The sequence below is a fragment of the Corynebacterium sp. SCR221107 genome (assembly GCF_027886475.1).
GTDB lineage: Bacteria > Actinomycetota > Actinomycetes > Mycobacteriales > Mycobacteriaceae > Corynebacterium.
This window is the reverse complement of the sequence record NZ_CP115670.1, coordinates 2,644,407-2,664,305: the sequence shown is the minus strand read 5'-3', so window position 1 is coordinate 2,664,305 and position 19,899 is coordinate 2,644,407. Positions and strand designations below refer to the sequence as shown.

Here is a 19,899-nt window from a genome sequence, read left to right as displayed (position 1 = left end):
ACACCATGGACGCCATGTGGGCACAACTAGGCCCGGCGATTCTCCCGGCCTTTTGGATGACAATAAAGCTCACCGTGCTCTCGGCGATCTTCTCCATGATCCTCGGCACCCTCTTGACCGCGATGCGCGTCTCGCCGGTGCGGATCCTGCGCTCGATCGCCACCTTCTACACCAATACGGTGCGCAACACCCCGCTGACGCTCGTGGTGCTGTTTTGCTCCTTCGGCTTGTACCAAACCCTCGGCCTGCAGCTGGCCAGCCGCGAGTCATCCACCTTCTTGGTGGACAACAACTTCCGGCTGGCGGTGCTCGGCTTTACGCTCTACACCTCAGCGTTCGTGGCCGAGTCCCTGCGATCGGGCATCAATACCGTCAGCTTCGGCCAGGCGGAGGCGGCCCGCTCCCTAGGGCTGAGTTTCGGGCAGATCTTTAGCAAAATTGTGTTTCCACAGGCCATCCGCGCGGCGATCGTGCCCCTAGGCAATACGCTCATCGCGCTGACCAAAAACACCACGGTCGCATCGGTCATCGGCGTGGCGGAGGCCTCCCTGCTGATGAAAGAGGTCATTGAAAACCACGCGGACCAGCTGTGGGCGATCTTCGGCGCGTTCGCCATCGGGTTTGTGATCCTCACCCTCCCGATGGGACTGTTCTTGGGATACCTGTCTAAGCGATTGGCGGTGAAGAACTAATGAGTACTCGTGCAACGGTGCTTTACGACGCACCCGGGCCCGTAGGTATCCGGCGTAACCGCATATATACGGCCGTAACCGTCGTCGTTTCTTTGGCGTTGATCGCCTGGGTGGTGTCCACCCTTCAGGACAAGGGCCAGCTCGCGGCAGAAAAGTGGCGCCCTTTCATCGAACCCAACACCTGGAACACCTACCTTTTGCCAGGCCTGTGGGGCACCCTGCAGTCCGCGGCGGCCTCCTTGGTGCTGGCGTTGGTTGTGGGCGTCACGCTAGGCCTAGGGCGACTGTCGCGCAACAAGCTGGTCAGCGTCGTCTGCGGCGTGATCGTCGAATTCTTCCGCGCGATCCCCGTCCTGCTGCTGATCATCTTCGCCTACCAGGTCTTTGCGGTCTACGGCGTGTTCAAACCGAAATACCTCGCCTTCGCCGCGGTGGTGTTCGCGCTGACCTTATATAACGGCTCTGTCATCGCCGAAATCCTGCGAGCGGGCATCTTGTCCTTGCCCAAAGGGCAGACTGAGGCAGCCTACGCCCTCGGGCTCAGCCACCGGCAAACCATGATCAAGATCTTGCTACCCCAGGCGGTGGCAAGCATGCTCCCGGCTTTGATTGCACAGATGGTCATCGCCCTCAAGGACTCCGCACTGGGCTACCAGATCGGCTTCGTGGAGATCGTGCGCCAGGGCATCCAGTCCTCGGCCGCCAACCGCAACTACCTGGCCTCGCTCATCGTCGTGGCGGTCATTATGATCCTCATCAACTACTCGCTGACCTTGCTTGCCGAGCGCATCGACCGCCAGCTGCGCGCCGGGCGCGCGCGACGCAACATCGTGGCCAAGGTGCCGCAACAATCCAACCAAGGCCTCGACACCAAGGACAACGTCAACGTGGACTGGCACGATCCCGGCCACGTGGAGATCAAAAACCCCGGCCAATAGCAGCAGCTGACCCATAGCGCAAGGCCTGCGCTTCAAAGACCCCGAAATCTGTGGACAACTTTCGCTAGGAGCACAGTTATCCACAGATTTCGGGCCTTATTTTAGCCGGGGGTGGCGCACGGCGCAGACTGCTTTTAGCTTGTGAGGCATGAAGCAAAAAGTCATGGATTTCGGTGCGATCCTCACCGATCCGCTGGCCCTATTGGAGGGCATCCACAACGAGGCTTACGAGCGGCTGCTGTCCTACGGCTTCCCGCCCGAGCTGGCGCAGCAGTTGGGCGGCTGGGCCCGGATCTATTTTGGAAAGACCGCCTTCCAACGCAAGCGCAGGAAGGTCATTGCGGCCATCAACGAGCAGGGGCTGAGCCTCAACCGGCTGTGGATGATGGAGGAAAAGGTCGCCGAGCTTACATCGGTGCGCGATCAGTGGCAGGCGCGGCTGGAGATTCTCGGCGTGGAGGAGCCGGCCAAGCGCACCCGCCACAGCTTTCGGACCTTTACCCGCCTCGTGCGCGCCATCATCAAAAACCTCAAGCCGGCTCGCAGCGGCCCGGCTACGCGCATGTCAGTCATTCACCGCGGCGAGGGGCAGAATTGGTCGCTGATCCTGCATGGGGAGGCAGCCAACATCGACGCGCTGGCCACCCTCATTGGCAAGAAGACCCCCGATCCCTCCAGTCGCGCCCTCGAGTTACTCTCCGAAGGCGGGGAGAGGATTACCCGGGTGCTCAGGCCCATCGTGGTCATCCCGCTCGACGAGGCGACGAAGGTGCTCGACGCCACCGGCGACGAGACCGTCTTCCAGTGCACCGACGGCATCACGCGCACTTCCACGCAGCTAGCCGCCGAAACGCTGGACCCCGAGTGGGGCTTCGCGCTCATCCATCCGGTCAAAGGCCCGGTCGACCTCCTACGGTCGAGCCGCTTCGCCAATGACAAGCAGCGGACCCTGGCGATGGTGGAAAACCCGGTTTGCCCCTGGGACGGGTGCCGGATCCCCGCCCAGGACTGCGAGTTCCACCACATGAGGTCCTGGGCGCAGGGTGGGGAGACGAACTCGGAAAACCTCACCACCTGCTGCGCCTTCCACAACGGGCGCAACGACGATGACCCCGCCGCCCGGCCTGTCAACGGCCACCTCGAGCGCGGTGCGGCGGGCGTAAGGCGGGTGTTCGGCACGAGGGGCTAACGCCGACGAAAAAGGAACCGACCTCACAGGTCGGTCCCTTTGGCATGCCCAAATTTAGCCCTCGGCGATGAAGGCCTCCAGCTGGGCGCGAGCTTCCTCGTCGCCGAGCTGGATGGGCGGGGACTTCATCAGGTAGGAGGCCGCCGGGTTGACGGGGCCGGCCAGGCCGCGGTCGAGCGCGATCTTGGCCGCGCGGACGGCGTCGATAATGATGCCCGCGGAGTTGGGGCTATCCCAGACTTCGAGCTTGTACTCGAGATTGAGCGGGACGTCGCCGAAGGCCTTGCCCTCCAGGCGCACGTAGGCCCACTTGCGGTCGTCGAGCCACTCGACGTAGTCGGAGGGGCCGATGTGGACGTTGCGGTCGTGGACCTTGCCGGCCAGCGGGCCTTCCTTGAGGTTGGAGGTCACGGCCTGCGTCTTGGAGATCTTCTTGGATTCCAGGCGGTCGCGGTCGAGCATGTTCTTGAAGTCCATGTTGCCGCCGACGTTGAGCTGCATGGTGCGCTCCAGGCGCACGCCGCGGTCCTCGAAGAGCTTGGCCAGTACGCGGTGGGTGATGGTGGCGCCGACCTGGCTCTTAATGTCGTCGCCGATGATCGGCAGGCCAGCGTCGATGAACTTCTGTGCCCACTCGGGGTCGGAAGCGATAAACACCGGCAGGGCGTTGACGAAGGCGCAGCCGGCGTTGATGGCTGCCTGGGCGTAGAACTTGTCGGCTTCCTCGGAGCCGACGGGCAGGTAGGAGACCACCACGTCCACCTGGGCATCGCGCAGCGCCTGGGCCACGTCGACTGGCTGCGCGTCGGATTCTTCGATGGTGGCCAGGTAGTGGGTGCCCAGGCCGTCGAGGGTGGGGCCGCGCTGGACGGTCACGCCCAGTGGCGGGACCTCGCAGATCTGGATGGTGCAGTTCATGGACGCGCGGGTGGCGTCGGAAAGATCTTTGCCTACCTTGTCGGCGTCGACGTCGAAGGCGGCGACGAATTCCACGTCGCTGACGTGGTAGTCACCGAATTTGACGTGCATGAGGCCTGGGACTTTCTCAGTCTCAGGGGTGTTGCGGTAGTATTCAACGCCCTGAATGAGCGAGGTGGCACAGTTGCCCACGCCGACGATGGCGACGCGAACCTTCTTGGCTCCCATGTGTTTTGCTCCTTGCAATAAGGCAATAGTTTTTGGCCTCGAGGGCCACTGTTGGCCAAGGGTAGGACAGTTAAGCTTGCCTGCTAAAACACCCGCGCGAGCTTCAATCGATTCAGATGGTGGGCTGACACGTTTTCGGAATCGAAATGTCCTCGCTGTTTATCAAATAGTGTGACCTTGGACACATTGGCTCTGAATGGTTAAGCATGGATCGATGCAAGTGTTGCTTAGCCGTCGCGGAGAACGTGCACACCGTGAGCTGAGACTGCAAAAATAAAAGGCCAGTTCGATTGAACTGGCCTACCGCGCGGGACGGATTAGTGTTTGAAAGCCTCTAAGTTCACCTGCGGCGTCGGCTGCAGCGAATTGGTGGCGGGGTTGGACACGGTGGGGTTGTGCAGGTCCACGTCGGAGTCCTCGTCGGTGGCAACGTAGGGGATCGTGCCGTCGAGGACGTCCTTGACGCGCGACATGTCGATGGTCTTGGTCCACGATCCAACGAGGATGGTGGCCACGGCGTTGCCCGCGAAGTTGGTCAGCGCGCGGGCCTCGGACATGAAGCGGTCGATGCCCACGATGACGCCGACGCCGTCGAGAAGCTCGGGGCGGTGCGCCTGGAGGCCGGCGGCCAGCGTCGCGATGCCTGCGCCGGAGACGCCGGCGGCACCCTTGGAGGCGATGATCATAAACAGCAGCAGGCCGACCTGCTCGCCAAGCGAGAGCGGCATGTGCATGGCGTCGGAGATGAAGATGGCCGACATGGTCAGGTAGATGGCGGTGCCGTCGAGGTTGAAGGAGTAGCCGGTGGGGACCACGATGCCGACAGTGGGGCGCTCGACGCCTAAGTGCTCCATCTTGCGCATGAGGTTCGGCAGCGCCGATTCGGAGGAGGAGGTGGCCACGATGAGCAGGAATTCGCGCCCGAGGTACTTGGTGAGCTTGAAGATGTTGACGCCGGTAAACACCTTCAAGATGGCGCCGAGGATGCCGAAGATGAAGATGATGCAGGTGATATAGAAGGCGAGCATGAGCACGCCGAGTTGGATCACGGCGTCGATGCCGGTTGCGCCGACCACGCCGGCGATCGCGCCGAAGGCGCCGATGGGGGCGATCCACAAGATCATGTTCAGGATTTTGAACATGAGTTTTTGCAGGTAGCCGACGGCGACGAGAATGGGCTCACCGCTCTTGCCCATCGATTGGACGGCAAAGCCTGCAAGTAGCGCGATGAAAAGCGTCTGGAGTACTGAGCCGGAGGTGAAGGCGGAGAAGACGGTGTCCGGGATGATGGATTGAATAAAGGCCGCGGTGCCGCCGCCGTGCTCGGCCTGGGAGGCGAACTGGGCGCCGGCGTCCTTGGTGGCTTCGATGTTGAGCCCGGAGCCTGGCTTGATGAGGTTGCCGACCACGAGGCCGATGGCCAGGGCGAGGGTGGACATGGTGATGAAGTAGGCCAGCGCCAGGCCGCCTGCCTTGCCGACGGAGGCCGCGGCGCGCACGGAGCCAATGCCGAGCACGATCGTGCAGAAGATGATCGGGGAGATCATCATCTTGACCAGGCTGACGAACATGGTGCCGAGGATCTTGAATTCGCTGGCGGCCTCGGGTGCGATGAGGCCGAAGAGGATGCCCGCGATAACGGCGATGATCACGCCGATGTAGAGCCAGTGCGTGCGGTCTTTGCGTGGCTTTTTCGGTTCCGGGACCTGCGGTGAGGCGCTGAGCATGTCCGCGGTGTGTGGCTGGTGGGCCATCGTGCGTCCTTATTTGTAGGTTGTCATGGTTTTTGCTTTCCGACGCCTACGGTCGGGGGCTGCCGTCGGCCGTGTCATACGGCACCGAAAATGAGGCGTAGGCAATACGAAGCCAAAGGGTAATGGGTGGAGGGTGTAGGTGGAAAATCCTTGTGGTCCCACCGAAACTGAGATTTTTGCCACGGATGTGGTTAATCACCCGCTAAATCGTAAAAGACCTCGTTAATGAATGCAGCAGATATGAAGCTTAAACGATAATGGCACCCCTGAAAGAGGGGGTAACAGTCCCGTCGTGCGCATATGTTGGGGGTGGAAACTTCGTATTGGGTGCCGAAAGTGGCCTAGATGGGGTTGGTCGGGTCGCATTGTGGGCAGTCCACGGCCTCACGTATGACCTCAACCACGATGGAGAGTGCAAGGGCCAAGGCATGGAAGTGTCTTGGCGGGCGAAAAACAATGCAAACCCTTAGACTGGGCTGCATGAACATCACTATCACTGCAGATGAGTTGGCCCAGCGGATCAACTCCGGCCACAAGCAGACCATCCTTGCTTGCTTGTGGTACCAAGATGGCAACGACGGCTACTACCAGTACAACTCCGAACACATCTCCACCTCGCTGTTTTGTGATACCGCGCTCGCGCTGGCGGGCGTGCCCTCCTCGTCCTCTGGCCGCAACCCCTTGCCCACCCGCGACAACCTCAGCCGCTGGTTTAAGAAGTGGGGCTTGGAGAGCGGGCGTCAGGTGGTGGTCTATGACAACTACCGCGGTCTGTACGCGGCGCGAGCCTGGTGGATCCTTCGCTGGGCCGGCATCGAGGACGTGGTGATCTTGGACGGCGGCCAAGCACACTGGGAGGCCTCCGGCTATGAAACGCTGGGCGGGCCCGGCAACTTCGCCTCGATGGGGGATCTGGCACCCCAGCTGGGATCCCTGCCCACCGCCACCATCGATGAGGTCAAGGCGCACACCGGCCTGCTCATCGACGCCCGCGAGGCCAGCCGCTTCGCCGGCCGCAAGGAATACCTGGATCTAAAGGCCGGCCACATCCCGGGTGCTATCAACATCCCCACCCGCGCGGTGCTGACCCCGGACTACCGCTTCCGCCCGGCAGCAGAGCTCAAGGAACTCTTCGCCTCGAAGGGAGTAACCCCGGAGGTAGTGGCAGACACCATCATCTATTCCGGTTCTGGCAACCATTCTGCGCAGGTCATCGCCGCAATGAATATCGCAGGGCTAGGTACTCCGCGCCACTATATCGGCGGATGGTCCCAGTGGTGCGCCAATCCTGCCAACCCTGTGGAACGCGGGGAGTAGTAGCACCGACTACTCTAATTGGCATGCTGTTTTTCTTGGCCGCCCTCATCGGCGCCGCGGGCGTTGCCCTGTGGTTCCTCGATTCCTCGCAACGCCGTCGCGCCACCGACACGGAGCTTGAGCCTGCGCAGGCGCAGGCTCCGGTGGGTCAGGTGCAAAAGGCTCAAGAATCCACAGAAACCGCAGGTGCTCCAGAATCCGCGGCAGAGGTCGAGCCTGCCGAGCCATACAGTGATGACGAGCCCGAAGCCGAGGTGGTTGGCTCGACGGACCAAGGCTTCGACCTCCCGCCGGGGCTCGATGAGAACTATGAGAGCCGCGTTTTCGATGTGGCCAGCGGCCACTGGGCGTCGTTAAGCAACGGCGGGGACGAGGTGATCCTGCCGGAAGAAAAGCCCGTGACCCCGGAGGCGGTCGAGCTCGTCGAGCTGCCCGAGGTGCAGGCCGAGGATCGCGCCGAGCAGGAAGACGAGCCGGAGGGCGCCGAGGAGTTCTACGAGGGTGAGGATCTGACCCCGCCGAGGCCGGAGCCGGGCACCGTCTTCTTCGAGGTCGAAGAGGCAGAACCTACCCAGGCCAAGTCGCCGTTGTCCGTGCTGCCGGGGGCGACCCGTCGCGAGAAACGCTCCTGGGCGCACGAACGCGGGTTCGACTATCAGCGCACCGACAACTTCCTCACCGACGAATGGTCGCGCGGGGCCGCCTCGACGGGCGCGGCCGCGAGGGATGTTGTCAGTGGCATCGTCAACGGCCATGAGATGCACCTGGCCGAGTTGGGTGGGATCACCGTCATGGCTCTGCGTCGCCCGCAGGCCTCCGACGTGGTGCTCGACGCGCGCCGGGCGCGGCTGGAGGAGTCCGCGGAGTCCGATGATCTGATTCCCGTCACCTCCGTCGCCGACTTCCAGATCCTGAGTAATGATCAGGGCGCCGCAGAACGCATGATGGATGAGCGCTTCCGTCAGGCGTTGGAGAATATGCCCGACACCGTGACCGCGGTGTGGATGGAGTCGGACTGGGTGCTGGCCCAGACGGCGAAGGGATCCACCCACCAGGATTGGGATCACATGACCGGCCTGTTGGCCGTCATCGCCATCGCGGCACGGGTGTTGCCGCCGCGGATGGGGGCCACGCAGGCTGTGGACTTTAGCGATTGCGATCCCTCCCGCCCCATGCCGGTGCCGCCGTCCTACTTCGAGGACGAGGCGGACGAGGACCTGCCGGACATGCCCCAGATCGCCCGCCAGGAGGAGCCCATCCCGCTGCCGACGCGCGCCCAGGGGGAAAGCCACGGGGTCGTGGAGCCGCGCTCCATCGGCGCGCAGCCCGTGGAGGCCATCGCCGGCGGGGAACAGCCGGCGTCCACGAGCTTCCAGGGAACCAGGATCGTGCGCGACCTCGATGGCCGCTCCTCTATTTTCGACGATGGCCCGGCTGATCCGGCCGAGTAGACTTAATGTGCACATCACCAGCTATAAGGGAAGGAAGCCACAGCGTGGGCGTTTCGATTGATCAGGCTAAAAAGGCAGAGCTTGCGGAGCTCGTCAAGGAACTGGCCGTGGTACACGGCAAGGTGACCTTGTCTTCGGGGAAGGAGGCCGACTACTACGTCGACCTACGCCGCGCCACCTTGCATCACCGGGCCTCCCGCCTCATTGGCCAGCTTCTGCGCGAGCTGACCGCGGATCTTGATTTTGTTGCCGTCGGTGGCCTTACCCTAGGCGCCGATCCGGTTGCCACCGCCGTCATGCATGCCGACGGTCGCGCCATCGACGCCTTCGTCGTGCGCAAGGAGGCCAAGAAGCACGGTATGCAGCGCCGCATCGAGGGGCCGGATATCGTGGGCAAGAAGGTTCTCGTCGTTGAGGACACCACCACTACCGGAAACTCCCCGCTGACCGCCGTGGCCGCACTTCGCGAGGCGGGCGCGCAGGTGGTGGCCGTGGCCACCGTCGTCGACCGCGCCACCGGCGCCGAGAAGGTCATCGCCGACGCCGGATTGGAGTACCGCTTCCTGCTGGGTCTTGAGGATCTGGGCCTTGCCTGATCAGGTGCCGGACGACGATGCTGCCTGCGCCCCCGGCCCCACGGAGTGGGGTGAGGGGCGCCACGGCGTAGGCCCCTGGGAGGTTGAGCATCCGGGCGCGCCCCTGCCTGTCGACGAGCGTTTTGATCCGGTGCTGCTTGCGGAAGGCGATCGCCGAAACGTGGTCGATGCCTACCGCTACTGGCGTCGGGAAGCCATCATCGCCGACATCGATACCCGCCGGCACGAGCTGCACATCGCCATCGAGAACTTCGAAAACGATGCCAACATCGGCACCGTCGTGCGCACGGCCAACGCCTTTGCGGTGGACACCGTACACATCGTGGGTAGGCGGCGCTGGAACCGCAGGGGAGCGATGGTCACCGATCGCTACCAGCACCTTGTGCATCACCCGGATACCGCTGCCCTGGTGGAGTGGGCGCGCGCCCAGGAACTGACGATCGTTGCGATCGATAACACCCCAGGCTGCGTGCCGCTGGAGACCGCGACGCTGCCGAAGCGCTGCCTGTTGCTGTTTGGTCAAGAAGGCCCGGGCATTACCGACGACGCCCAGGCCAGCGCGGTGATGACCTGTTCCATTGCCCAGTTCGGCTCGACTCGCTCCATCAACGCCGGCGTGGCCGCGGGCATCGCCATGCACGCCTGGATCCGGCAACACGCCGACCTGAATAAGGCCTGGTAGGTTCGGGCGCGGTGCACGGTGGCACCTGTGAACGTCGGCAAGCACACGGTGCGAGCGGCACGGGACTGCCCTGTGTAACGGACAGCCTGCTTTTCTTTATAGTATTTTTATAAAACGCTGGCGGCGCATGCCGCTTCGCACCTTTTTAGAACTTATCTTTGGGCTTGGTGACCTAGTGAACGAAATGTGGCTCCATCGCGCCGATCTTGCCGAGGCAGCGATCAACGAGCGACATGCCTCCCACCTGTGGGGCCTTCCAAGGACAAATCTCGCGGTGGTGGCATGGCCGCCGCATTCCAAGGAAAAGCTGTTTTACCGCTGGCACTATTGGTGGCAGGCCCACTACCTCGATTGCCTTGTTGATGCCACCGTGCGCCGTCCCACCAAGGCCCGCAAGCAGCGCGTGCGCGAGACCGTGAACGGCATCCGCGTACGCCAATTCGGCCGCCTGACGCGCAACCTGTATTACGACGATAAGACGTGGCTCGCGCTGGCGCTGGATCGTGCCCGCGCGGTCACCGGGCGCGGACGGAAGAAATTCCTGCGCGGCCTGGAAGACAACATCCTCGCCGGCGTTGATTCCATCACGGGTGTGCTGCCGTGGCGGATCGGGGAGACCTTCTTCAACGTGCCCACCAACGGTCCCGTGGCCATCATGGCCGCGCGTACCGGGCGCTTGGATAAGGCCCGCTTCCTGGTGGATTGGATCTTTGACAACCTCGTCAACGATGAGGGGCTCATCATGGACGGCATCCGCATGTCCATGCACGGTCCGGAGCTGGTGCGCCAGACATACCCCTACAACCAGGGCGTGGTCATCGGCGCCTGCGTGGAGATCGCCTTGGCCCTGCGCGAGCAAGAACGCAGCGAGGAGGCCGTGACCTATCTGGCGCATGCGCGGGCGCTCATCCACGCCGTGGCCAAGGAGATGGCAACCCCGGAGGGCGTGATCGATGTCGCCACCGGCGACGGTGACGGTGGTCTGTTCAAGGGCATCCTTGCCCGTTACCTCGCCGACGCCGCAGTGAGGCTTCCCGACGATAACCCGGCCAACAAGTCGGCCAAAAAGATCGCCGCCCGGCTGGTGATGGCCTCGGCCGAGAGCGTGTGGAATCACCGGCTTGAGGTTGATGGCCTGCCGGTGTTTGCTACCGACTGGACCGAGGACGCCCGCCTGCCGCACAACTTTGGCATCGGCGCTAACGGCTTGTCTGACATCGTGCGTGTCGTGCGCATCGATGAGCGCGATCTGTCCGTGCAACTTTCCGGGTGGATGCTGCTGGAGGCGGCTGCGCGGATTTCGATGGCCAACGACGAGGGCAAGCGCGCCTGAGTCTAGCTGCGCGCAAAAGTGGCCGGTCTCACGCGATGGGGATGCGTGAGGGGTGGCGAACGCCGCTTAGGTGTTCTGGCCTGCGGTGTTGTTCGAATTTTCGCAACTGTCGCGTCGCTTTGAGTGGGAATATGTCCGAATATGTGGTTTTTATCTCGCCCGACGAGAAGCGAAGTCGTCATAATGCTGGCATAATTGGGAACTAGGTCACGAAGAATGCCCACATTCTTCGGACATTTTGCACATCCCGATCCGGCTGTTTCACACAATCACTGGAGGAAAATTAATGCCTATCGCAACCCCTGAGGTCTACAACGAGATGCTCGATCGCGCCAAGGAGGGCGGCTTCGCCTTCCCGGCCATCAACTGCACCTCCTCTGAAACCATCAACGCAGCACTGAAGGGCTTTGCTGAGGCAGAGTCTGACGGCATCATCCAGTTCTCCACCGGTGGTGCCGAGTTCGGCTCCGGCCTGGCTGTGAAGAACAAGGTCAAGGGCGCTTTGGCACTGGCTGCCTTCGCTCACGAGGCCGCTAAGAACTATGGCATCAACGTTGCTTTGCACACTGACCACTGCCAGAAGGAAGTCCTCGACGAGTACGTCCGCCCGCTGATCGCCATCTCCCAGGAGCGCGTGGACCGCGGCGAGCTGCCGCTGTTCCAGTCCCACATGTGGGACGGCTCCGCCATCCCGATCGACGAGAACCTCGTCATCGCCCAGGAGCTGCTGGAGAAGGCCCACAAGGCCAACATCATCCTCGAGGTTGAGATCGGCGTCGTCGGCGGCGAAGAGGACGGCGTTCAGGCTAAGGCCGGCGCTAACCTTTACACCTCCGTGGAGGACTTCGAGAAGACCATCGACGCCATCGGTACCGGTGAGAAGGGCCGCTACCTGCTGGCCGCCACCTTCGGTAACGTCCACGGCGTGTACAAGCCGGGCAACGTCAAGCTGCGCCCGGAGGTCCTGCTCGAGGGCCAGAAGGCCGCCCGCGCCAAGCTGGGTCTGGATGACTCCGCACTGCCATTCGACTTCGTCTTCCACGGTGGCTCCGGCTCCGAGAAGGAGAAGATCGAGGAGGCTTTGACCTACGGCGTCATCAAGATGAACGTGGACACCGACACCCAGTATGCCTTCACCAACCCGGTTGCTCGCCACATGTTCGAAAATTACGACGGCGTGTTCAAGATCGACGGCGAGGTCGGCAACAAGAAGGCCTATGACCCACGCTCCTACATGAAGAAGGCTGAGCAGGGCATGTCTGAGCGCGTTGTTGAGGCGTGCCAGGACCTGCACTCCGTGGGCAAGACCACCTCGAAGTAAGACCCTCGGCGGCTGTGACCTAGCGCGCACGAAAGGGGCAGCTACCCGCGTGGTAGCTGCCCCTTTTTGCTATGTTCGGTCACATTTTATAAGTGCAAGGCGTGCATACTTAACGGCTGTATTAACGAAGTGCGAGTGCCTCTCAGGTTTATGGACCGTTGTGTGGGGGGCGCAACGGAGAAAAGTGACGAATCTGACACTTTTGTTTTGCGGTTTTCTTAGAGTCGTAAGCTGCGTGAATGTGTCCGATCGGAAAAATGGTGGTGCGTCCCGGCGACTTTGTGGTTAAGTACACTACCTATAAATTCGGCACATTTGCTACGCCATGCGGAATTGCTTGAATCGCAGAACTCCCACTTAGAATCGCTAAAGTATTCGCATAATATTTCCAGGATGCTTGGGCTTGCGCGGGTGGAAGAGTTCATAAGGAGATAAGTTGTTTTTATGCAAAAGGCTGGGCGCCCGCGTCGCCGTACTGCCGCGAGGGCATTCGCTTTCGGTGGCTCTCTTAGCCTTGCCTTTACTGGGCTCCCCTTAGCATCTGCTCAGGTTGCAACCACCGCAAAAGCACCTGATACCGCTGTGTCGACGGATGCCGTGTCCGCTGGCGTCGCCGATGCCTCCGTCGTCAACGCCGACCCCACAACCGATACCGCTGCTCCGGCCACGACCGCGGCCGCCAAAGATCCTTCGGCGATCACCAGCGCTTTGAATGACCTCACCGGTGCACTTGAAGCTGCCGCTGCGATTTCGTCGATGGCTGCTACCTCTTTTGCTGCGACGACGCCAACCGCTCCCACGGGCTTTGTCACCGGCGGATCCGGTCGTTTCAAAAATGAGATCGAGTGGATCCAGTGGGCAGATAGTGTTACCAATACCAATTTGCTCGATTCGGTGGGCCAATCGATGGTGAAGACCCAGACCCGCGACCTCGGCGAGGCCGGATCTCTCCAAACCCGCTGTACGGTGACGATGACTCAAAATGATGGGGCGCAGCCGGGCAATGGTTTGAAGGCATATCGCCCAGGCACCTTCGGCGGTGACGGTTTGGATGATCTCTACAATGTTGGTGGTACTGACGCTAATAACCAACTCATCATTGGCCTTTCCAACAGCAAGGATCGTTTGGTTACGACAGGCGACAACCCTTCTGTCACCTAATTCGACTACTCCTGTGAGGCTCGCCTTGTGGCCAAGGATAAGGACTTCGCATCTGGCACGGTAGTTCCGCTGCAGGGCCTCGTGTTTGCCGATGCGGAATCGAATACCGTGAGAAACGGGGTGACAGAGTCAATTACTGTGACCCCAACGTGAAGTAGCTGGGACAATGGTTGGTACCTCATTGATAGGCTGCGCACCGGCACCAGAACCACTGGAACGTGTCAAACCGACGAGACAATGTCGTTGTCGTGGAGCACGCTGAAAATGACTCCCACTGGAGCGGAGTGCTACTCGGGATTTAATCCGAACACCGCCACCACTGTGGAAAAGGGACAAGGTCCTATGGGCGTTACTTTCGCTAAAGGCTCCACTAAGGCAAACGTGGTTCTGCGTGGTCGTGGCATCACCGCCGTCGCGCTCGGCGTCATCGTGAGCACCGATTTTGGTGATGCGCCGGACTCGTATGGCAAAGCAGGTTCTGTCTACCAACCAAAGTGGACCGGCGACAAAATTCGGAATGGGTGGACGGTGATGACCCAACCTCTGGCCAACCTGACCACCGAGTCGGTTAACCCGGTCATTGGCGCAAGCTCAAATCCCAATTACAACATTGACTCTGAGCCTGCGCAGCTACATGCTGCCGATGCGAGCGGCGATGACAATGCTTGGACCAATGGCTACGACGATGAAAACGGCCTTGACGGATCCGAACTTGCCAAGGCGCGCTTTGCGATCCCGCCCACCCAAAAGATTGCACCCGGGGAAACATACAGCATCTCAGTGCCGGTTCGCGGTGACTATTCAGGCAATTCGAAGATTACTGGCTGGATTGATTGGAACGCTAACGGAAATTTCGATGCGGACACAGAAGGTGCGACTACCGTTACGGTGTGAGGACAGCAGAACGCCACCTTGACCTTTAAGATGCCAGACGATGTGAATCGTCAATTGACCCAGAGCTTTCTGCGCCTTCGCGTGACCAATGACTCCGGGGAGATGAGCCCCATCGGCGTGATGGAAACGCTTACCCGGTAGCGATCCCTGTAGACAGAGCGATTAACGCCTACCTCGTCGACGGACCGAACATTCTCGTCGAAAAAGCGTCCAAGCCGATCTCGCCGGTCATTGAGAAAACTGCCTACGGATCTAAGCCTACCGACGGAGGGAACTTGATTGTGGAACCCGACGAGTATGACGCCGTTATGGCTGACCCTATTACCGCTAGATATGTTCACCCTTATGTCGGTGCGCATGAGCTGCTTCATGGTGAAAAACGGTGGTGTCTATGGCTGGAAGGAGCTAACCCGGCGGATATTACGAAGTCTCGAATTCTGAAAAAGCGAGTGCAAGCTGTTCGAGATTTCCGCGCTAATTCTAAGGCGGCGAGTACTCGTGAATTTGCCCAGTACCCAACATTATTTCGACAACGGGCAAAAATGGATACCGATTACCTTTGCATCTCCAGCGTGGTCAGTGGGATCCGTCGCTATTTCACTGCCGCACGTTTGCGGAATACGTTATTACAAGCAATCTTGCGTTTCAGACTCCCGACCCAGATGGGTTGCAGTTTGCACTTATTTCATCATCGATGTTTATCACTTGGCAGAAAACTATCGGCGGTCGCTTGAAATCAGATCTGCGTTTTGCATCGACGTTGACCTGGTACACGTTCCCGGTGCCGGAACTAGAGGAGGAGATCCGGCACCGTATTATTGAGGCGGGGAAGAAAGTCTTGGCCGCGCGTGAGCTTCACCCTGAGCGTTCGCTTGCCGATCAGTACAACCCGTTTGCTATGGATCCGGAATTGATTAAGGCTCATGACGGACTTGACCGAGAAGTTGATAGAGCAATGGGATCGCCGCGAAAACTCACATCGGATCGGCAACGTCAGGATATTCTATTTGCCAACTATGCTCGTATGACTCGGAGAACATAAGGAAATGGTGGCAGGAACCCCACGAATGTCATATCCACATTCATTTTCCTGGGGTTCAGTGACCCTCAGCGGTGTTTGCATCCGAGAGCATCTGACTTAGTCCTTCGCCTGGTGAGTCCACCAGCCTCGCTGAGGTCGGTGGGGCTTCCTGCTCTTCCACGAATTGGCTAGCTGTGCCAGCGAGCACTCCGCCGAGAGCGCCAATGGCCACTAGCGAAATTGCCAAACCAACAATCGGGAGAACGCTGCGGACAAGACCGGCGATGATGCCGGTCTCGCGCACCTTGGTAATGAGGATGCCCGCTGCACCCAGCCAGAATAGGTATCCCAGGATATTCAAGAAAGTCATGAGTTCTCCTCCCTCGCTAGTGCACGGTAAACGGTACTGCGGCTTACGCCGTAATCCTTTGCTAATTTGGTCGGCCTGGCGCCGGCTCTTGCTCGCTCACGAATTGAGTCAGCCTGTTCGCGGGTGAGTACCCGTTGTCGGCCCTTGTATTTCCCGGCCTTTTTTGCCAGGGCGATACCCTCGGCCTGGCGCTCACGGATTATAGTCCGCTCGAATTCAGCGAAGGATCCAAGCACTCCCAACAGCAGGGTAGACCGGGGGTCCGAGACGCCTGGAGAAAAAGTCAGTCCCTCGCTCAAGAATTCGACGGCTGCTCCTTTGCCGGTGATCTCGTCGATCAATCCACGAAGATCAACTAGTGAGCGCGCTAGCCGGTCAATCGAGGCCACCTTGAGTACGTCCCCGTCACGCAGATAAGCAACGCAAGCTTCAAGTCCAGGGCGCGTTGCTCGGCTGCGCGCCGAAAGCTCGTCGACGAACTCGCGCTCGACTGGCCCGATGGTCTCACGCTGGCGGGCGACATTCTGCTCGGCAGACGACACTCGAATGTAAGAAACAATCTGTCCGGCCATCACATTTTCCTTCTGTTTCGCTAAGTCAATGGTTTTAATGAGAAATGTATCAAAAATGAAGGCTTGAACCCTGTGGAACAGTTGGTTCGATGTAATACCCGTTGTTTCAATAGGGTATACCCTAAAGAAGCATTTTTCCGGCTGCTCTGGTCGCGTCTCTTTTTCGGACCGACGTACTCCTGTAATGCCTGCACAGTCCGCTCGTCATCATTGCCGTTTCCGCACCGCTTTTGCACCGTCAGAAGTTGTCTCCACGACCACATGCCCGTTCGGTTTAAGGTGCCCCGTTTCCTACCCGCCACAGAAACAAGGAACACGGCCGCACGTTAAAGGTATGGCCGGGTTCCCTGTTGAGGTTCAGATACTGGCGGTGTTTGTACTCGTTAGGCTTCCGGGATCTCGATTCCGAAGGACGCCAGGGTGACTTGCTCCGGCTCGGGACCCCCGCGGACACCGGTGTCCAAGGCGTCGATGCTGGCCAGTTCATCCGATGAGAGCTCGAAATCGAAGACCGCGAAGTTCTCCCTGATACGCGAGGGCGTAACCGACTTCGGGATGACCTGACGACCCTGCTGCAGGTGCCAGCGCAGCATCACCTGCGCCGGGGTCTTGGCATGATCGGCCGCGATCTCACCAATGGTGGGATCCTCCAGGGTGCTGCCATGTCCGCTGTCCCGGTAGAAGGTGATGCCCCCGATCGGTGACCACGCCTGGCTGATAATTCCCAGCTCAGCGTTGCGGGCGAGCACCTCGCGCTGCTGGAAGTAGGGGTGGATCTCCAGCTGATTGACCGCCGGGGCAACCGTGGCCCGGTCCATGAGACGGTCGAGGTGGGGGACCATGAAATTGCTAACCCCAATCGCCCGGACCCGCCCGTCGGCCTGCAGTCTCTCCAACGCCCGGTAGGCCTCGATCGTGGCCTCAAAGTCCTCCGGCAGCGCCTGGTGGAGGATCAACAGGTCGATGGTGTCTACGCCGAGTTTGCCGGCGGACTTATCGAAGGCGTGCAGGGTCTTATCGTAGCCGTAGTCGGTGATCCAGACCTTGGTCTCGATGAACACCTCCTGACGGGACAACCCGGAAGTGGCGATGGCTTGGCCGACCTCGCGTTCGTTGCCATAGGCCGCGGCGGTGTCGATATGCCGATAACCGGTGCCCAAGGCCGTGGTCACGGCCGTCACCGTGTCCGCGGGAGGGGTTTGGAACACCCCGAAACCTAAGGCCGGCATGGACACGCCGTTGTTGAGTTCGATGGTGGGGACAGGGTGGGAGGGTGCTGACTGAGGTGTCATTCCTCCAGGTTAAGGACATCGTCCGCCGGGTGGAAGGCCCTGTCAGTGCCTGGTTTATCAGTACCAGCGACCGTCCAGCTGGCGAGCAGGCGCAGGTTCTGCGCGGCATCGGATCCGGGAGCGGCGGAGTAGACGATCAGGGATTGGTCTGGGTCCGCCGGCAGGATGAGAGTCTCAAAGTCGAGCTCCAGGTCCCCGACGATCGGGTGGTGCAGGGTTTTCCGCCCCACCCGGTGCAGCCGCACATTATGGTCGGCCCACAGCTGGGCGAAGTCCTGGCTGCGGGTGGCCAGTTCCCCGATGAGATTGCTGAAGACCGTGTCGTGAGGGCGGCGCCCGGCCGTGCTGCGCAGGCTGGCGGCCAGGTCGGCGGCGTTGTGCTCCCAGTGGGGAAAAAACTCGCGGGCCACCGGATCGAGGAAAGTGAAGCGGGCGATGTTTACCGTCTCCGCCTGCCCGCTCGTGCCCGGGGAGACGGGGCTGTCGTACAGGGGTGCAAACAGGGCTCTGCCCAGCTGGTTGGTGGTCAGCATGTCCCCGCGGCCGGTCAGGATGAACGCCGGCGTATCGGCCATCGCATCGAGGATCCGCTGAACCTCCGGGCGGACCTTCTCCTGGGCGCGGGTAGCCTCGCGGGTGTTCCTGCGCCGCAGGCTCTGGGAGTTGGTGGCCTTGGCCAGGTCGAACAGGTGGGAGCGTTCCGCCTCGTCGAGCTGGAGGGCGCCCGCCACCGCCGCGAGTACCTCCTCGGAGACCCCGGAGAGGTTTCCCCGCTCCAGGCGGGTGTAATAGTCCACGCTGACACCGGCCAGCAGGGCGACTTCCTCACGCCGCAGACCGGGTACGCGACGGTTCCTACCGTAGGACGGGAGGCCGGCGGCCTGCGGGGTGACGCGGTCCCGGCGGGACTTGAGAAACTCCCGGGCATCGCTGTGCAGATTCATGTCTCCACGCTAGATCAGCGCCCACCCGGAAAGGAGGGCCTGCCAGTACCGGAAAGAAGTGCCACCCCCAGGTCATCCAAGCGAAAAATGCCGACGACTTCATAAAACCAGCCTTCCCACACGCGGTCAGGAAAACATCTCGCGTCCTGGACACTGGAGGCCCTCACTGCGGTTGTTGGTAGGTGGAATACTCACCGTCATCCCCTGATGATCCCCTGATGATTGCAGCGGAGGCCACGGTGGCTTAGGGCGTGTCTCATAACACTATGGTGAAAGTGTCTCAAGCAATGGCCGATTCTTTCCAACAGGCCCTATCTAGCAATAAATACAGCTCAGATAGGCTTTATGACAGTTTTGATAAGACGAAAAGCATACTTACGCAAGTTATTAGCGACCCTAATTCATCAGAAGAAAGTCGCCGAGATGCTTTCGATCGGCTAGAACGCCTTGACGACAAGCTTATGGAGCATGACGTCAACAACAAAAGATTTAATCTGCAATCACTGCAGATAAATAAAGAAGCATTTATTATAGGCTCAGTTTTGGTTGCGAGTGCTGTGGTGGCAACTATTAATCCAGAGGCCAAGAATTTTTTGGCTCAAAATGCACCAAAGGTATTATCCTCAACGGCCAAAATGTTACTTCCAGGTAAGAAATAGTCCTTATTTAAAGATCGATCCTGGTGATCAATCCTGCCATCTTTGCTCTCGTCGAGCTGCAACTCTCGCATAGCGTGGTTGCTAAGGAGGTGTGCCCAATCGGATTACAAGTACCTACACACTTGATCGGTGCTGCACGTTTCAGGGTCCGGGTGCGCGGCGTCCTGTCTGAGGTCCGCGATAGTGTCGCGCAGCACGGAGAGCTGCGCGATCTGCTGCTCGATCTCAGCGAGGCGCACGTCAAGCAGGTCGCGCACGTGCTCGCAGGGCACATGGCCGCCGTCGCGGATGTCGAGGATCTGGCGGATCCGGGCGAGGGTGAGGCCCGCGGCCTGGCCGCGGTGGACGAAGTCGATCCGAGCGACCGTCTCGGGCGCGTAGTCGCGGTATCCGGACGGCGTGCGCTCGGTCGGGGGCAGAAGGCCCTGTTCCTCGTAGAAGCGAAGGGTCTTCGCGGTAGTGCCCGCCCTCTCGGCGAGTTCTCCGATCCGCATTGCTGTCTCCCTCCGTGGCCGCGCTTGACCTTCCCCTGTACTGGAAGGTCCAGTATGGCTGAGACAGAGCAGA

The 19,899-nt window shown here is 60.6% G+C and carries 18 protein-coding genes and 2 pseudogenes; 13 read left to right on the top strand and 7 right to left on the bottom strand.

The window, feature by feature from the left end; all coding sequences use genetic code 11:
* Positions 1-5: 5 nt before the first annotated feature.
* The 3 genes from PAB09_RS11700 (at position 6) to PAB09_RS11690 (ending at position 2,819) form a co-directional block, all read left to right on the top strand.
* Positions 6-692, top strand: a complete 687-nt coding sequence (locus PAB09_RS11700) for an amino acid ABC transporter permease (protein ID WP_271033816.1) — start codon at positions 6-8, stop codon at positions 690-692.
* On the top strand, positions 692-1,630 hold the full coding sequence (locus tag PAB09_RS11695; RefSeq protein WP_271033815.1) for an amino acid ABC transporter permease: 939 nt from the start codon (positions 692-694) through the stop codon (positions 1,628-1,630). The genes PAB09_RS11700 and PAB09_RS11695 overlap by 1 nt, the downstream gene beginning before the upstream one ends.
* 148 nt (positions 1,631-1,778) lie before the next feature.
* Entirely contained in the window at positions 1,779-2,819 is a 1,041-nt protein-coding gene (locus tag PAB09_RS11690) for an HNH endonuclease signature motif containing protein (RefSeq protein ID WP_271033814.1), read from the top strand.
* A 54-nt stretch (positions 2,820-2,873) separates the two neighbouring features.
* On the opposite strand, the gene PAB09_RS11685 is transcribed toward PAB09_RS11690, so the two are convergent.
* Positions 2,874-3,965, bottom strand: a complete 1,092-nt coding sequence (locus PAB09_RS11685; protein WP_271033813.1) for an inositol-3-phosphate synthase — start codon at positions 3,963-3,965, stop codon at positions 2,874-2,876.
* Positions 3,966-4,282: 317 nt separating this feature from the next.
* Complete coding sequence (locus PAB09_RS11680; protein ID WP_271033812.1) at positions 4,283-5,719, bottom strand: cation:dicarboxylate symporter family transporter; 1,437 nt, start codon at positions 5,717-5,719, stop codon at positions 4,283-4,285.
* 480 nt (positions 5,720-6,199) lie between these two features.
* On the opposite strand from PAB09_RS11680, the gene PAB09_RS11675 reads away from it, so the two are divergent.
* The 9 genes and pseudogenes from PAB09_RS11675 (at position 6,200) to PAB09_RS13385 (ending at position 15,516) form a co-directional block, all read left to right on the top strand.
* Complete coding sequence (locus PAB09_RS11675) at positions 6,200-7,036, top strand: sulfurtransferase (protein ID WP_271033811.1); 837 nt, start codon at positions 6,200-6,202, stop codon at positions 7,034-7,036.
* 23 nt (positions 7,037-7,059) lie between these two features.
* On the top strand, positions 7,060-8,487 hold the full coding sequence (locus tag PAB09_RS11670) for a hypothetical protein (protein WP_271033810.1): 1,428 nt from the start codon (positions 7,060-7,062) through the stop codon (positions 8,485-8,487).
* A gap of 44 nt (positions 8,488-8,531) precedes the next feature.
* Positions 8,532-9,083 (top strand): orotate phosphoribosyltransferase, encoded by a 552-nt coding sequence (gene pyrE / locus PAB09_RS11665; RefSeq protein WP_271033809.1) that lies wholly within the window; start codon positions 8,532-8,534, stop codon positions 9,081-9,083.
* The gene (locus PAB09_RS11660; RefSeq protein ID WP_271033808.1) at positions 9,076-9,765 is read left to right on the top strand and encodes a TrmH family RNA methyltransferase; all 690 of its coding nucleotides are present in this window, start codon (positions 9,076-9,078) and stop codon (positions 9,763-9,765) included. The genes pyrE and PAB09_RS11660 overlap by 8 nt, the downstream gene beginning before the upstream one ends.
* 184 nt (positions 9,766-9,949) lie before the next feature.
* Positions 9,950-11,098 carry a glycoside hydrolase family 76 protein gene (locus PAB09_RS11655; protein WP_271035386.1) on the top strand — a complete coding sequence of 383 codons (1,149 nt, stop codon included), beginning with the start codon at positions 9,950-9,952 and terminating at the stop codon, positions 11,096-11,098.
* A 286-nt stretch (positions 11,099-11,384) separates the two neighbouring features.
* Positions 11,385-12,419 (top strand): class II fructose-bisphosphate aldolase, encoded by a 1,035-nt coding sequence (gene fbaA, locus PAB09_RS11650; RefSeq protein ID WP_271033807.1) that lies wholly within the window; start codon positions 11,385-11,387, stop codon positions 12,417-12,419.
* Between the two features lie 444 nt (positions 12,420-12,863).
* Positions 12,864-14,474: pseudogene (locus PAB09_RS13245) on the top strand (CshA/CshB family fibrillar adhesin-related protein).
* A 143-nt stretch (positions 14,475-14,617) separates the two neighbouring features.
* Positions 14,618-15,207: pseudogene (locus tag PAB09_RS13390) on the top strand (type IIL restriction-modification enzyme MmeI); the annotation flags it as partial.
* A gap of 48 nt (positions 15,208-15,255) precedes the next feature.
* A complete protein-coding gene (locus PAB09_RS13385) occupies positions 15,256-15,516 on the top strand; it encodes a type IIL restriction-modification enzyme MmeI (protein ID WP_442873757.1) in 261 nt (86 codons plus the stop codon).
* Between the two features lie 55 nt (positions 15,517-15,571).
* Here the strand turns inward: PAB09_RS13385 and PAB09_RS11630 are convergent, their stop codons facing one another.
* From PAB09_RS11630 to PAB09_RS11615, 4 genes are all read right to left on the bottom strand, one after another.
* Positions 15,572-15,865, bottom strand: coding sequence for a hypothetical protein (locus tag PAB09_RS11630; protein WP_271033804.1), 294 nt, complete (start codon positions 15,863-15,865; stop codon positions 15,572-15,574).
* Positions 15,862-16,437, bottom strand: coding sequence for a recombinase family protein (locus PAB09_RS11625; RefSeq protein WP_271033803.1), 576 nt, complete (start codon positions 16,435-16,437; stop codon positions 15,862-15,864). Before PAB09_RS11625 ends, PAB09_RS11630 begins: the two co-directional genes overlap by 4 nt.
* Positions 16,438-16,820: 383 nt before the next feature.
* A complete protein-coding gene (locus PAB09_RS11620; protein WP_271033802.1) occupies positions 16,821-17,729 on the bottom strand; it encodes an aldo/keto reductase in 909 nt (302 codons plus the stop codon).
* Positions 17,726-18,673: a helix-turn-helix transcriptional regulator gene (locus tag PAB09_RS11615; protein ID WP_271033801.1), complete on the bottom strand. Its 948-nt coding sequence runs from the start codon at positions 18,671-18,673 to the stop codon at positions 17,726-17,728. The genes PAB09_RS11620 and PAB09_RS11615 overlap by 4 nt, the downstream gene beginning before the upstream one ends.
* A 266-nt stretch (positions 18,674-18,939) precedes the next feature.
* Between PAB09_RS11615 and PAB09_RS11610 the strand changes: the two genes are divergently transcribed.
* Positions 18,940-19,332: a hypothetical protein gene (locus tag PAB09_RS11610; protein WP_231839041.1), complete on the top strand. Its 393-nt coding sequence runs from the start codon at positions 18,940-18,942 to the stop codon at positions 19,330-19,332.
* Positions 19,333-19,436: 104 nt separating this feature from the next.
* On the opposite strand, the gene PAB09_RS11605 is transcribed toward PAB09_RS11610, so the two are convergent.
* Entirely contained in the window at positions 19,437-19,826 is a 390-nt protein-coding gene (locus PAB09_RS11605; RefSeq protein ID WP_271033800.1) for a heavy metal-responsive transcriptional regulator, read from the bottom strand.
* Positions 19,827-19,899 lie beyond the last annotated feature (73 nt).